We start from the raw sequence: 13,583 nt of genomic DNA on the forward strand, positions 1-13,583 counted from the left end.
CGCCCGCCCACCGGCTCCAGCAGGATCTTCTCCTCCCGAGAAGAGGCAGCCGCGTGAACTTCACCGTTGCATACGAGCCCACCCCCGACGAAGTCGTCCGGGCGATGGAACGCGCCTTACGGCATCAACTCAGAGCCCTCTTCGTGCTCTTCCCAGCGTTCCTGGTGGTGTCCGGCATCGTCTTTCTCCTGCTCGACCTCTACAGCGTCGGCATCGGCATGCTGGTCGCGGCGGTCGTCGTCCCGTTCGTGGTGCCCTGGTCGCTGCGCCGGGCGGTGCGCAAGCAGGTGCCGCACATCTGCGTCCCCACCACGCTCCACGTGACCGACGAGGGATACGAGACACGCTCGGCGCAGCTCACCATGGAGCTGCGCTGGTCGCTGTTCTCCCGCGTCATTCCGACCCCGGAGTTCTGGCTGTTCTTCATCAACAAACAGGCCAGCGGCTTCCTCCCCAGAAGCGCCTTCACCCCGGAACAACAAGCGCAGCTCGACGCCCGCCTGTCCGCCTTGACCAAGCCCTAGAGGGCGCGCCGCAACGTCAGCGACTGGAACCGGTCCTTGTTCTCGCCGACGGGGTGGAAGTCCACGATCTCGAAGAACTCACGCGCGAACTGCCGCAACCGCTCGTCGTCACGGAAGGAGAAGAACCGGGGAGGCTCATGATGGTCCTCCTCGAACGTGCCTTCCCCCGTCAGGCCACCGCCGCCGTACACACCGAGAAAGAACAGCCCGCCGGGCCGCAGCACCGTGCGAATGGCGTCGAGCACCGCCGGGAGATCCCGGTCGGGCACATGCAGCAGGCAGTTGAACGCGTACACCGCGTCAAAGGACGCGGGCGCGAAATCGAGGCCCAGAAAATCCATGACACGGGCGTCGAGGCCCTTCTCCCGGCAACGATTCACCATGGCGGGCGAAAGATCGACGGCGACGACCTCCAGGCCGTTCTCCTGGAAATAGAGGCTGTCCTGGCCGGTGCCGGCGCCGACCTCCAGCAGCCGCCCGCCCCCGTGCTCCCGCAACCGCTCCAGGAACGCCTCCCGCTCCGCCAGCTTCCACGAGCTCTTGCCGGCGGAGTCCCGCCGCTCCACGTCCCCGTCGTAGGCCGCGCGGAGAGGGCCGATCACCTCGTCGTAACGCGTACTCATCCCGCCATCATGCCGAACCCGGCGGCCTGGCGGCGCAGCCGCGCATCGGTGATGCTGTGATGCGTGGAGTACGTGTCCCTGGTGCCGCGACCGCCGCTCGACGAGCTGATCGACGACCTCTACTACCTGGCGGGCACCCCGCCGTACCCCATGCTGATGTTGCCGCCGATGCCGTCGGCGCTGCTCGTCCTCAACCTCGGGGCGCCGTTCCGCATCCGTACCGGCGCCGAGACGAGCGGCTACGCCGACGGCTGCGTCATCACCACGCCCACCCGCGCCTTCGAGTTCGGCTACCCGCCGGGAACCCGCTCCGTCGGCGTGCACTTCAAGCCGTGGGGCCTGGCGCCGTTCGTGGGGATGCCCGCGGCCGAGCTGCGCGACCGGCCGGTGGCGGTGGAGCAGGTCTGGGGCCGCGCCGCCGCCGCCACGCTGCGCGACCGCCTGGCCATGGCGTCCGGACCGCACGAGATGCTCACGCTGCTGGAGGCCGAGCTGACCCGCCGGCTCAGCGAGACCGCCGGCCTGGCGCTGGTCCGCCACACGAGCGGCGTGATCGCCGCGGCCAGGGGCACGGTGCCGATCCGCGACCTGAGCATGGCGGCCGGCGTCAGCACCACCCACCTGGCCCAACGCTTCAGGGAGCTGATCGGCGTCACCCCGAAGCGGCTGGCCCGCACCTACCGCTTCGCCATCACCGTCCTGTCCATCGACCCCGCCGGCCCAGTCGACTGGACCGAGCTCGCCACTCGCGCCGGCTACTTCGACCAGGCCCACTTCGGCCACGAGTTCCGCACGTTCACCGGCCTCACACCGACCCGCTACATCGACGTCCGCCGCCGGTTCCTGCGCGAACACCCCGGCCACGTGCTGGACGGCTGGCCGCTGCCGGCCGATTGATTTCTTACAAGTGTCGCAGCCCTCGACCCGCTAACTTGGGGCACCCCTGAGCAGAGGAGAGCCCCGTGGGCAAGGTGGTCATGTACAGCTCGGTGTCGGTGGACGGCTTCATCGCCGACGACGACGACCTGCCCGGACCGCTGTTCGACTGGTTGTCCAGCGGTGACGTCCCGTTGGACGAGAGCGGCGGGCTGAAGGTGTCGCAGCCGTCCTACGACTACACCCGGCCGTACTGGAACCAGATCGGCGTCACGATCGTCGGCCGCCACGTCTTCGACCTGACGGACGGCTGGGACGGCAAGCCGCCGGGCGGCATCGATCACGTGGTCGTCGTGACGCACCGGCCGGCGCCCGACGGCTGGGACCCCGCGGCGCCGTTCCACTTCGTCGAAGGCATCGAGGCGGCCATGACCAAGGCGCAGGAGCTCGCCGGTGACCGCACGGTCGAGGTCGCCGCCGGCGACGTCGGCGGTCAGATGCTCGCCGCGGGCCTGGTCGACGAGGTGCGTATGGACGTCGTACCCGTCGTCTTCGGCTCCGGCAAGCGCTACTTCGGGTCGGTCCAGGCACAGCACCTGCTGGAGGACCCCGACGTGGTGATCCAGGGCAACCGGGTGCTCCACCTCCGCTACCGGGTACGCCGATGACCGTCGACCACTCCTGAGCCGATCACCGGCCCTTGATCACGGCAGCGACGAGAGGCGAGTCCAGCATCGCCCTGCAGAACGTCAGGCCGGTGATCCTCTTCGCCAGCGCGAAGCAGCGCGGGAACATACCGTCGATCCCAGGCCCGTCCCAGTCGTGCTCCGGATCCAGCCCCACCTCCCGCATCTCCCGCACCAACCGGTCCGGATCGGATCCCGCCCGCGTCTGAGGGCACAACGGGTCGAACCAGGTGACCTCTTCACCATCCACCACGTAGCAGAAGTAGTCGGTGGCATGGATGTTGCGGTGGACCACCACGAGCTCGCTCTCCCGCGAGAGGTCGCGCATCAGGTGGCGGTCCATGACGATCGATCCTGCCCAGAGCTGGATGAGAACCGTCCAGCCATGGGTCTCGATCGCCCCCACGTAGGTGCTGCGCAGGTTGTCGGTGTCGATCCACCACATCGTGCGCTCTTGGAATCTCTCGAAGGTCACCTGCTCCAAGTCGGCGACTTCCACGCCGAGGCGGGTCAACGCCTCAACCGGAGTGAGGGATCGGGCGAAGGACACACAGGAGATGTCGTAGAACGGGCCGAACTCACCGAGCCAGCGGAACTCTTCGCATGCGTCCGTCAGCGACTGCGAGCGCTGCAGACCATGTTCGTCAGGAATCCTCACGCAGCGCACCCCGTCCTGCCGCCGCACCAAGCGCAGCCATGGTATCCCCGACCGTTCGAGACGTGCTCTGCGGAGAACGTGACGTACTCAGCGACCCCGATGGACACCCGAAACAGCTGCCGGCGATACTCCGCCACAGCGGAGTCGACCCCGCCCGCAGCTCTTGCTTCATCTCCACCGCGTCGCCCGCTACTGGGTGATATCCGAGCACGCACAGCCGCTCATGCAGATCCGCGATTCGATGGGCAGATCGTCCCCTGAGGCGGGCGCCCGGGTCGGCGGTGGGGCCGGGCTCCCCGACAGATGGGTGCTTGTGTGATCGTGAACGCGATCAGAGCTTGCCTCTACAGTCCAGCTGAGTGCGTAGACAGCCAGTCTGCGTGGCGGTTCTTCAAGACGTCACGGTCGTGGGTGGTGGGGGCGATGACATCGGCTCCGCCGTCGTAGGGATGATGGAGCCACCGGAGATCCAATGGAGCGATGATCACGTCGAAGATCTCCCCGTCGGCCACACCCCGCAACAGCGGATCCAACGTCTGCCGGTCGAAGGAGGTCATGCTGACGTAGAGCCTCTGCGCGACCTCAAAGGGCGAGTCGTCGCCGGGCTCGATGGTCAGCCATGGGACGGCTCCCAGATGACGCGGATCGGGTGAGACCCTCCCCTCCTCATCCTCGAAGTAGGTAGCGATCACATAGAGATCCTCCTGCGCCCCGAGTTGGTCGAGCACCCGGTGATGACGATCAAGGATGATCTCGTATTCGTCCTCGGTGTCGGCGTACCGCTTGGATTCGGGAAGACTGTGGAAGCGGACCCAGCGGTCGGCATGCCAGCCGCGGAGCTGGTAGGCGATCGGGCTTCTGTCCCACCGCGTTCGCCATGCGGTGGTGAGCGACTCCACCTCCTCTTCCGTCACGAACGATCCCCTCTCGAGAGCGATGGCGGTGGCCCTATTCTCAGCCGCAGACGAACCATAGATCATCTAGCCTGAGTGCCGCCCACCTCCCGAGCCGGATCTGTCGCACGGATCCTGAGACCTGACACGGACGGCGCCTGTTCTGATCACACTCGGTGGGATGGCCGCTCTACCGTACGTGCCTCTGCAGCAGCGCCAGCCTTGACGGTGGAGAACCTGCATCTGTACGCCCATGCAAAAGGCCCTCCCGGATCATCCGGGAGGGCCTTTGAACTGGGAGCCGCCTTGGGGATTCGAACCCCAGACCCCTTCATTACGAGTGAAGTGCTCTGGCCGACTGAGCTAAGGCGGCGTGCGCTGTGCAGCTTGAAAGAGTCTACAGGAGCCGGAGAGGTTCTCGCTCCCATCGATCACCCGATGCCTGGACAGACCGCCCCATCCTCCGGCACCACCCCCGCCACCAGATACTCCTCCACCGCCTCATCCACGCACCTCGACCCGCTGGCGTAGGCGGTGTGACCATCGCCTTCGTACGTGAGCAACACCCCCGACTCCAGCCGCCCGGCCAGCCTGCGTGCCCAGGCGTAAGGCGTGGCCGGATCGCGGACGGTGCCGACGACCAGGATCGGCGCGGCACCCTTCGCGGTCAGCGGTCCGGCGGCGAGCGTCGGCGGATGCGGCCAGTAGGCACACGGCAGGGACGCCCACACCATCGACGCCCCGAACCGCGGCGCCCGCTCGCGCGCCACCGCCGCACTCCTCCCGTACGCTGCCGCCGTTCTCGGGTAGGCGCCGTCCACGCAGGTGACAGCCAGGTTGGCCGCGGTCTCACCGGAGTAGGTCCCGTCGTCACGCCGGCCGGTGAGCTGGTCGGCGTTGCGCAGCAGCAGCGCGCCATCGCCCTTGAACGCCCGGCGCAACGCCTCGGTCAGCTCCGGCCACAGGGCACGATCGTGCAGCGGCCCCAGCAACCCGAGGACGGCCACCGCCTGCGTCACCTCCCGCCGGCCGTCGCCGCGCAGCGGCCGCTTGTCCGTACGCCGGAGCAGACCGCTCACCTCCTCCAGCGCCCCGTTCACCGTGCGGCTCCGGAACGGGCACCCCGCCATCGCCACGCACTCCCCCGCGTACGCGCGCAGCGCCCGCTCGAACCCCACCGCGTGCTCAACACTGAGCCGCAACCGCGACGCGCCCGGATCCATCGCCCCGTCCAGCACCATGGCCCGCACCCGCCCCGGGTACAGCTCCGCGTACACCGCACCCAGCAGCGTGCCGTACGACTTGCCGAGGTAGGTCAGCCTCCGCTCCCCCAGCGCCTGGCGCAGCAGGTCCAGGTCGCGTGCCGCGTCCGCCGTGCCGAGGTGCGGCAGCAGCCCTCCCGAGTGTCTGCGGCAGCCCTCCGCGAAACGCCTGGCCGCTCCCTCCAGCGCCGACCGCTCCCGCGCCGAGTCGGGGGTGCCGTCGCTCATGAGGTACGTGTCCAGCTCCGCGTCGCTCAAGCACTCGACGGGGGCCGACCTGCCCACACCACGCGGGTCGAAGCCGACGATGTCGAAGCGCTCGCGTACCTTCTCGCCCAGGACGACCCGAGCCGCCCTCACGTACTCCACGCCCGAGATCCCGGGCCCACCCGGGTTGACCACCAAGGACCCGATTCGTGGCCCGCCGCCGGCAGGAAGCCGGATCACGGCCAGCTCCACCTGCTTCCCGGGCTGCCCGGCCGCCATCGGCACCCGCAAGGTGGCGCACTCGAACCCGTCACCACAATCCGTCCAGGCCGGCCCACCGACCGGCGCTCCCGCCCCTCCACCTCCAGCCAGCGCCCCCTCCACACCGGTCTGCCCACCCACCGGCGCCCCCTCCACACCGGTCCGCCCACCCACCGGCGCCCCCTCCACACCGGTCCGCCCACCCACCGGCGCCCCCTCCACACCGGTCCGCCCACCCACCGGCGTCCCTGCCGCGCCGGTTCGCCCACCACCGGCCAACGCCAGAGGCGGCTCCGAGCGCTGGCCGGCAGCGCCCGCCGGGCACGCCGCAGCCATCACCAGCACCCCGAACACAGCCGCCGCCCGCAGCCGCCTTCCCCGCATCAGCCGAGCCACGCCCTCAGGGGACCCCTGCAGCTCCCGCATCAGCCGAGCCACGCCCTCAGCGGCCCCTGCAGCCCCTGCGCCACGAACACGTCACACCGGCACCGCCGCGCCACCCCGGCGTCAGACCGCGTCTCCGTCCGTTTCACCCCCGTATGTGGTGTCGTACGCCTTCCGCGGCCCGCACACACTCGCCTTCGAGCACGAGCACCGCCGCCCTCCGTCGTTGAGCCGCACCACCACGGAGTCGGACGGCACGTTGTGCCCCACCACCGTCCCGGCCCCCTGCGGCGTCTCCACACTCGCCCCCACGCGCGGAGCCGAGGCGCGGAACTCCTGGTAAAGCGGGTGCTCGTACTTCAGGCAGCACATGAGCCGCCCGCACGCCCCCGCGATCCGCAGCGGGTTGACCGGCAGGTCCTGGTCCTTGGCCATGCGTACGGACACCGGCTCGAAATCCTTGAGGAACGTGGCGCAGCACAGGTCGCGCCCGCAGGGGCCGATGCCGCCCTGGAGCCGCGCCTCGTCCCTGGGGCCGATCTGCCGTAGCTCGACCCTGGCCCGGAGGTTGCGGGCCAGGTCGCGTACCAGGGCGCGGAAGTCCACCCGGTGCGGTGCCGAGAAGTAGACCGTGTAGACGTTGTCCTGGTCGAGGTAGTCGATGCCGACGACCTTCATCGGCAGCGTGTGCCGTTTGATCAGGCGCTTGGAGACGCTGCGGGCCTCGGCTCTGCGGCGCTTGTTCGACTCGTCGCGGGTGAGGTGTTCCTCGCCCGCCATTCCCGCGCACACCGGCAATCCGTCGATGTCCTCGCTCGTGTACTGCGGCGCCCACACGCACTCCGCCACCTCCGGACCGGAGTCCGTCGGGACGAGCACCTTGTCACCCACCTTGGGGCTGTGCTCGCCGGGGTCGAGGTAGTAGAGCCTCCCGTAGCGGGTGAAGCTCACGGCCATGATCATTCCCATGGGCTCGAGCTCGCCTCCTGACGGCCTAGGGGGTACGTACGGCCTTCCTTGCCAGATTACGTGTGTCCGAACGCCCGAAGTCAGAGGGCGGGAACGTGGATGCCACACGGTCACCTGCCTCAGGGACATACCTCTTTTTCATTGAGTAGCAACCCGAAACCGTCATAAACCTTCGCCACCTCGGTCGCGCACCGGTTGTTGACGACCTGGGCCACGCCTGGCTGCCTCTGGAGCCGGCTGGTCAACTCGCCCGCCGCGGCATCGTCCTCCAGCTTGATCCTGAACGATCGCGGCATGTCCCCCACCCGGGTCGCCTCCATGAGCGTCTTGTTGTCCTTGAACGCCTCCTTGAAGTTCTCGTACGCGGCCGCCTCGTCCTCGAAGACGACCTCCTCCACCCCCGGTGATTTCTGGATCAGCTCCTGGACCGCCTTCACCTGGGCGGGTGTCGCGGCTCGCCCTTCCTTGACCAGCTTGGTGTCGCCTTCCTTGTCGACGAGCTTCCCGCCGCATGCGGAGACGGCGCTTGCTGCCTTGCACAGGAAGACGCTGACGTCCCACTTCTGGCGCTCTTGCACCGCCGCCTGGGTGTAGGGGCTCGAAGCGTGATCGATGACAGTCAGCACCCCGGCCACCCCATGGAACGCCGCCATCACCTGCCGGCGGTCGGCCCCCTCCCGCAGCTTGAGCCGGTACGACGACGGCATGTCCGCGCTCTTGACCTCCTCCAGCACGGCCTGATTGTGGGCGAACCGCTCGCGGAAGTCGTCGTAGGCGACGGCCTGGCTCACCCACTGGCCGGCGGCGATCTGCTCGGTCTGCTCCAACAGCACCTGCTCGATCGCCTGGCGCTGCTCCGAGCTCACCGCCCCCTCGCAACGCGACTCCTTCGCCACGGTCGCCGTACACAGGAACACGGTCATGTCCGCGTCGTCCCGCCCGAACACCTCCGCGGCCGTCGCCGCCGTCACCCGATCCTGGTCGCCGGCTCCACCCGCGCCGCCGCCCACCAGCACGGCGGTCGCCGACCCCACGACCACCACGGCCGCCGCCGCTGTCAGCATCCGGAGATCCACCCGGAACCGCCTGCGCTCCGCCACCCGCAAGGGCCGCAGTGTGCTCGCGTCCACCGTCGCCCCCGCCTCGGCGAGAGCCTCCCGCAGTCTGTCTTCCACCGGGCTGCTCATGAATCCTCCCCAAGCGCTCTGGCGAGGGCCGCCAGCCCTCGCGCGATCGTCGATCTGGCCGTGCTGGCGCTGATCCGCATCGTGTCGGCGATCTCCTGGTCGGCGAGATCGAAGTAGTAACGCAGGGTCAGCGCCTCGCGCTGCCTGCGCGGCAGCCCGCGCAGCGCGAGCAGGACCTCGCGCCGCTCCTCACCCATCAGCACGGCGCTCTCCGCCGACCAGACCGGCGGCTCGTACGGCACCGCCCGTTTGAACACCGTCGCCCGCCTGCGCAGCACCGACCGGCATCCGTTGAGCACCGCCGAGCGCACATACGTCAGCATCTTGTCGGCGTCGCGCAGCCTGGCCCGGCCAGCGTGCGTGCGCTCGAAGGCCTCCTGCACGACGTCTTCGGCGGTGGCCTGGTCGCCGACCATGAGGAGGGCCAGGCGCACCAGGCCGACGTGGTGCTCGGCGAAGATCGACGCCACGTCGACCCGTTGCCGTGCCAGGGCTTCTTGCTGGGTGAGTAGTTCGACTTCCACGTATCAGAGACGTTTCAGGGTCTCGTCTGCTGCTTCGGGCACTGGGCTATCTTCTGCCTTGCGCCGCATCCGTTCACGGCCATGTCCACAGGCTGTGGATAACCGCCGGGGGTGCCATCGGGCGCCCGGGCGCCTCGCGCGTCAGTGCGGGTGGGTGGCAGCTGATCGCGAGGCCTGACGCAGCGCCGGCACGCCCCTCGCACATGGTCCGGTGGCGGGCCGCACGCAGTCCGGAGGCGGGCCGGTGGCGGTACACACACGCACCGGAGGCGAGCCGCACGCGAGCAGGAGGCGGACCGGACGCGGACCGCACAGGGCCAGAGACGCGGACCGCACAAGGCCAGAGACGCGAACCGCACAGGGCCGAACGCGAACCGCAGCACAAGGCCGGTCGAGAGCTAGAGGCGAACCGAAGGCGAGCGCGCCACATCAGGCGCCATCACGTCACAGCAAAACACGCCGCCCACCGAACCCAGCCCCCGAGACCACCTAAGCCCGCAACGCCAACATCATCGCCTCAACAGCCATCTGCGGATTCACATTCGCCGCCAACCGCTCCCGACACACCATGATCGCATCAACCCGCCGCACCGTCTCCTCAGCCGTAGACGACTTGGCAACCTGATCCAGATCAAACCGCAGATCATCATTGGCCAGCTCCACCCCAGCCGCCCCGAACTGCATCGCCAACACATCCCGATAGAACGACACAAGCTCCAGCAACGCCGCATCCAACGAATCCCGCTTGATCCGCGTGGCCCGAGACTTCTGCCGATCCTCCAGCTCCTTCAACGCCCCGGCCCCACCCCGCACCAACCCCCGGTTGAGCCCCTTCCCACTGGACCCCTCCCCGTACAGCTTGCGCAGCTCCGACGTCTCGTTCTCGTTGAGCGCGGCAGTGGCGGCGGCAGCCTCCTCCTCAGCGGTCTTCACCAGCCGCTCGGCGGCGGACACGCACTCGCCGACACCGGTCAGCGAGCGCGGGATGCTCAGCACCGCCTCGCGCCGCGCCCTGACGCCCTCGTCCAGCGCCAGCGCCCGCGCCCGGCCGATGTGCCCCTGGGCGGCCCGTGCCGCGAACCTGGCGGTCTCCCACGGCACGCTGTCACGGGTGGCCAGCACGTGGGCGACGGCCTCGGTGCCTGGGGTGACGAGGTTGACGACACGGCAGCGCGACCTGATGGTGATCATCAGGTCGTCGGGCGCGGGCGCGCAGAGCAGCCACACCGTACGCGGCGGCGGCTCCTCGATGGCCTTGAGCAGGGCGTTCGCGGCCGACTCCGTGGCCCGATCGGCGTCCTCGAACAGGATGACCCGCCACCGCCCCTGCGTCGGCGCCCCGGCCGCCCGCAGGATCAGCTCGCGGGTCTGCTTGACGCTGTAGGACAGACCCTCGGGACGTACGGACTCAAGGTCGGGATGGGAGCCGATGAGCGCCTGGTGGCACTGGTCGCAGTGGCCGCAGCCGCCGTCGGGGCACAGCAGCGCGGCGGCGAAGGCGCGCGCGGCCTCCTCCCTGCCGGAGCCCGGCGGGCCTGTGAACAACCAGGCGTGCGTCATGCCGGCGCCGCGCCCGCCCGCGACGACCTCGCCGGCGGCCGCCGCGGCTCGCGACAGCACGGCTGTCGCCTGGTCCTGCCCCACGAGGTCATCGAAAACCGTCACGCCCGTAAGGCTAGTCGCGCTTCACCCTGCGAGGGACGCCAAAGCCGGGATCACGGGAGGCTAGTCGCGGATGGCGGGCATCGTGCCTGTGATGTCCTCCGACTCGCGCGGCACCGGGTCAGGCAGGATCTCCCTGATGCGGTCCTGGACCTGCCGGGTGATCACGTCCTGCGGCAGCGTGCCGTCCACCACGAGGTAGCGCTCGGGCGCCGCCGCCGCCAGCGCGCGGAACTCCTTGCGCACCCGCTCGTGGAAGTCCATCGGCTCGGACTCGATCCGGTCGGCCGCTCCGCCCAGCCGGGTCAGCCCCACCTCGGGCGGCGTGTCGATGAGCACGGTCAGGTGCGGGACGAGCCCGCCCGTCGCCCAGGCGTTGATCTTGGAGACGTCTCCGGCGTCGAGGGCCCGCCCGGCGCCCTGATAGGCCAGCGACGAGTCGACGTAACGATCGGTGATCACGATCGAGCCCCGGTAGAGGGCCGGCCTGATCACCTTCTCCACGTGCTCGGCCCGGTCGGCGGCGTACAGCAGCGCCTCCGAGCGCGCCGACAGCCCCCGCTCGGCCGCGTCGAGCAGGATCGCGCGCAGGCGCATGCCGACCTTGGTGGAGCCCGGCTCGCGGGTCTGCACCACGTCGTAGCCCTGGTCGCGCATCCAGATGGCGATCATCCTGGACTGGGTGGTCTTGCCCGAGCCCTCGCCGCCCTCGAAGGCCACGAACAATCCCGGCACGTGCTCGGCCGCCTGGGCGGGGAACCGCTCGCCGCGCACCGCCGCGATCAGGTCGGCCGCCAAGGAGATGCCCTTCCTGTCGTCCATGTGCCGCAGCGCCAGCACCCCGACGCCCACCGCGAGCGCCCCGCCGATCACCAGCACCAGGTTGGTGCCGTCGAAACGGTAGCTGAACTCGCCCAGCCCCAGCACGTGCACCCCGAAGATCGCGGCCAGCGGGTTGGCCAGCGAGACCACGAGCAGCAGCGTCACCCGGGCGGTCGACTGCAGGAAGGAGAAGGTGCGGCCGCGCAGGGCGTCCTCGACCTCCAGGCCGATCAGCGTGTAGCCGATGATCCAGGCGATGCCCGCGCACGCCCCGAGCACCACGGTCAGCATGACCACGATGACCAGGTTGTGCACCAGCGCGATCGCGATCAGCACCAGCCCCGCCACGGTGATCGCCAGCCCGAACAGCCGCCGCCGCGACAGCTCGCGCAGCAGCCTCAGGCCGAAGAACATGCCCAGCGCCATGCCGACGAAGACCGCGCCGAACACCACGCCGTAGGCCGCGTCGCCGCCGCCGAGCGCCTCGACGTAGACCCGGGCCACGCCCACCACGGCCCCGCCCGCGGCGAACGCGCCGAGCATGCCGATGACCAGGCCGCGCACCATGCGGTTGCCGCCCACGAACCGCCAGCCCTCGACGATCTGCTTGAGCACGGAGGGCGTGGAGATGGCGCCGTCACGCTTGGGGATGTCGCGCAGGGTGAAGATCAGGAAGGCCGACACGAGGTACGCGCAGGCGTTCACGACCAGGGCCAGCCCCGTCGCGTCGCGCCCCAGCGGGAACGGCACGATGCCGGCGACCAGGTCGCCCGCCACCGACAGCGCGGCGAAGAGCATGGCCGCGATGGGCGCGGTGCCGTACGTGACCAGCAGGTTGAGCTGGTTGGCCGACTCGAGCTGCGCCTTGGGCACCAGGTTGGGGACCGTGGCCTCCTTGGCCGGCACCCAGAACAGGTTCACGCATTCGACCAGGACGGTCGCGATGATGACCCACTGGTAGCTGTCCACGAAGGGGATCGACAGCACCACGGCGAACCTGGCCAGGTCGGCGCAGAACATCGTCAGCCGCCGGTCGAACCGGTCGGCGAACACCCCCGCCAGCGGCCCCAGCAGCACGGCGGGCAGCATCTTGGCGAGGAAGACCCCGCCGACGGCCAGCGACTGCACGCGGTAGTCACCCTGCGTGAGGTTGCCCGCGAGGGCGGTCAGCGCCAGCAGGTTGAGCCAGTCGCCCAGGCTGCACACCGACATCGCCGTCCACAACCGACGGAACGGCGCATTGGCCAGCACATGAGTCGGGCGGCCGCGGCCAAGGGCAGTCATGATTTCAGCGTATCCAGGTGTTGACCAGAAGTGGGGCAGACAAGAGACGAGCCGGATATTCCCGGCTGCTCGTGGCCGAGGGTATTACGCGAACGGCCCCGGGCGCAGGTTACACACCTCGAATAGGCCCCCAAAAACATCATCAATTCATAACTCCGGACTCTTGCCGCGCCTCTTCCACCAATGGTCGCCACGCGCCCCTGATCTCGTCGGGCAGCACCAGCTCGTCCCACAGGTCGATGAGCAGCACCCCGTCGACGTGACCGAGCACCTCCTGCGGCCCTCCCGCGCACAACAACGCGGTGTAGGCCGAGCGCCGCTCGTCGCGGTCGGACAGGTCGTAGACCCGCTCGCCGAGCCGCACGACGCCCAGCGCCGCCGCCACCGGCAGCCGCCGCAACCTGCTCGGCACGTGGTACACGCGCCCGTCGCCGCACTCGTGCGCCGCGCACTCGACCTTGGCCTCCAGCACCAGCTCGAACCCGGCCGCGTCGAGGATGCGCCCCGCCGTCTCCAGCGTCGGCGACTTCCTGCCGTGCTCGTAGGCCGACAGCGTGGTGCGCGACGTGCCGCTCACGCTGGCCAGCGCCTTCTGATTGAGGCTCGCGGCGTGCCTCGCCTGCCTGAACAGCAGCCCGCCGCGCCTGGCCCAGAAGGCGACCTCCTGACCCAGCATCCGTTCCACAGGCGACGAGACCACGTACCACCTCCGCAAAGTATCCGGACGGATACTCTACGCCATCATGGCGCCCCGTGACCAC

At 69.5% G+C, this 13,583-nt stretch carries 13 protein-coding genes and 1 tRNA gene; 3 read left to right on the forward strand and 11 right to left on the reverse strand.

Annotated features, from left to right (window positions below; translation table 11 throughout):
- The first annotated feature begins 53 nt into the window (after window positions 1-53).
- Window positions 54-524, forward strand: a complete 471-nt coding sequence (locus LCN96_RS55215) for a YcxB family protein (RefSeq protein ID WP_225270365.1) — start codon at window positions 54-56, stop codon at window positions 522-524.
- On the opposite strand, the gene LCN96_RS55220 is transcribed toward LCN96_RS55215, so the two are convergent.
- Window positions 521-1,147, reverse strand: a complete 627-nt coding sequence (locus tag LCN96_RS55220; protein WP_225270366.1) for a class I SAM-dependent methyltransferase — start codon at window positions 1,145-1,147, stop codon at window positions 521-523. The two genes, LCN96_RS55215 and LCN96_RS55220, sit on opposite strands and share 4 nt — an antisense overlap.
- Before the next feature lie 63 nt (window positions 1,148-1,210).
- On the opposite strand from LCN96_RS55220, the gene LCN96_RS55225 reads away from it, so the two are divergent.
- Both LCN96_RS55225 and LCN96_RS55230 read left to right on the forward strand, forming a co-directional pair.
- Window positions 1,211-2,044 (forward strand): AraC family transcriptional regulator, encoded by an 834-nt coding sequence (locus LCN96_RS55225; RefSeq protein ID WP_225270367.1) that lies wholly within the window; start codon window positions 1,211-1,213, stop codon window positions 2,042-2,044.
- Between the two features lie 65 nt (window positions 2,045-2,109).
- A complete protein-coding gene (locus LCN96_RS55230) occupies window positions 2,110-2,691 on the forward strand; it encodes a dihydrofolate reductase family protein (RefSeq protein ID WP_225270368.1) in 582 nt (193 codons plus the stop codon).
- Window positions 2,692-2,713: 22 nt separating this feature from the next.
- Here LCN96_RS55230 and LCN96_RS55235 read toward each other — a convergent pair whose 3' ends face one another.
- The 10 genes from LCN96_RS55235 to LCN96_RS55280 all read right to left on the reverse strand — a co-directional run bounded on the left by LCN96_RS55235 (window position 2,714) and on the right by LCN96_RS55280 (window position 13,498).
- Complete coding sequence (locus LCN96_RS55235; protein ID WP_225270369.1) at window positions 2,714-3,367, reverse strand: DUF6461 domain-containing protein; 654 nt, start codon at window positions 3,365-3,367, stop codon at window positions 2,714-2,716.
- A gap of 344 nt (window positions 3,368-3,711) precedes the next feature.
- Window positions 3,712-4,281: a DUF3885 domain-containing protein gene (locus tag LCN96_RS55240; RefSeq protein ID WP_225270370.1), complete on the reverse strand. Its 570-nt coding sequence runs from the start codon at window positions 4,279-4,281 to the stop codon at window positions 3,712-3,714.
- 278 nt (window positions 4,282-4,559) lie between these two features.
- Window positions 4,560-4,633 (reverse strand) — tRNA-Thr (locus tag LCN96_RS55245).
- A gap of 58 nt (window positions 4,634-4,691) precedes the next feature.
- On the reverse strand, window positions 4,692-6,131 hold the full coding sequence (locus LCN96_RS55250; RefSeq protein WP_225270371.1) for an alpha/beta hydrolase: 1,440 nt from the start codon (window positions 6,129-6,131) through the stop codon (window positions 4,692-4,694).
- A gap of 366 nt (window positions 6,132-6,497) precedes the next feature.
- A complete protein-coding gene (locus LCN96_RS55255; protein WP_404823920.1) occupies window positions 6,498-7,343 on the reverse strand; it encodes a PSP1 domain-containing protein in 846 nt (281 codons plus the stop codon).
- Between the two features lie 119 nt (window positions 7,344-7,462).
- Window positions 7,463-8,530, reverse strand: a complete 1,068-nt coding sequence (locus LCN96_RS55260; protein ID WP_263657423.1) for a permease-like cell division protein FtsX — start codon at window positions 8,528-8,530, stop codon at window positions 7,463-7,465.
- Window positions 8,527-9,054: a sigma-70 family RNA polymerase sigma factor gene (locus LCN96_RS55265; RefSeq protein WP_225270372.1), complete on the reverse strand. Its 528-nt coding sequence runs from the start codon at window positions 9,052-9,054 to the stop codon at window positions 8,527-8,529. The genes LCN96_RS55260 and LCN96_RS55265 overlap by 4 nt, the downstream gene beginning before the upstream one ends.
- A 489-nt stretch (window positions 9,055-9,543) precedes the next feature.
- Window positions 9,544-10,719: a DNA polymerase III subunit delta' gene (locus LCN96_RS55270; protein WP_225270373.1), complete on the reverse strand. Its 1,176-nt coding sequence runs from the start codon at window positions 10,717-10,719 to the stop codon at window positions 9,544-9,546.
- A 60-nt stretch (window positions 10,720-10,779) separates the two neighbouring features.
- On the reverse strand, window positions 10,780-12,822 hold the full coding sequence (tmk, locus tag LCN96_RS55275) for a dTMP kinase (RefSeq protein ID WP_225270374.1): 2,043 nt from the start codon (window positions 12,820-12,822) through the stop codon (window positions 10,780-10,782).
- Window positions 12,823-12,964: 142 nt separating this feature from the next.
- Window positions 12,965-13,498 (reverse strand): helix-turn-helix transcriptional regulator, encoded by a 534-nt coding sequence (locus LCN96_RS55280; protein WP_225276271.1) that lies wholly within the window; start codon window positions 13,496-13,498, stop codon window positions 12,965-12,967.
- Window positions 13,499-13,583: the final 85 nt, after the last annotated feature.

This window comes from Nonomuraea gerenzanensis, assembly GCF_020215645.1.
In the GTDB taxonomy this organism is placed as follows: Bacteria; Actinomycetota; Actinomycetes; order Streptosporangiales; family Streptosporangiaceae; genus Nonomuraea; species Nonomuraea gerenzanensis.

What these genes read in the sequence shown, in the direction of transcription:
- LCN96_RS55220 (WP_225270366.1), bottom strand. Translation starts at nt 1,147, where the DNA reads ATGAGTACGCGTTACGACGAGGTGATCGGCCCTCTCCGCGCGGCCTAC.
- LCN96_RS55255 (WP_404823920.1), bottom strand. Translation starts at nt 7,343, where the DNA reads ATGGGAATGATCATGGCCGTGAGCTTCACCCGCTACGGGAGGCTCTAC.
- LCN96_RS55260 (WP_263657423.1), bottom strand. Translation starts at nt 8,530, where the DNA reads ATGAGCAGCCCGGTGGAAGACAGACTGCGGGAGGCTCTCGCCGAGGCG.
- tmk (WP_225270374.1), bottom strand. Translation starts at nt 12,822, where the DNA reads ATGACTGCCCTTGGCCGCGGCCGCCCGACTCATGTGCTGGCCAATGCG.
- LCN96_RS55280 (WP_225276271.1), bottom strand. Translation starts at nt 13,498, where the DNA reads ATGCTGGGTCAGGAGGTCGCCTTCTGGGCCAGGCGCGGCGGGCTGCTG.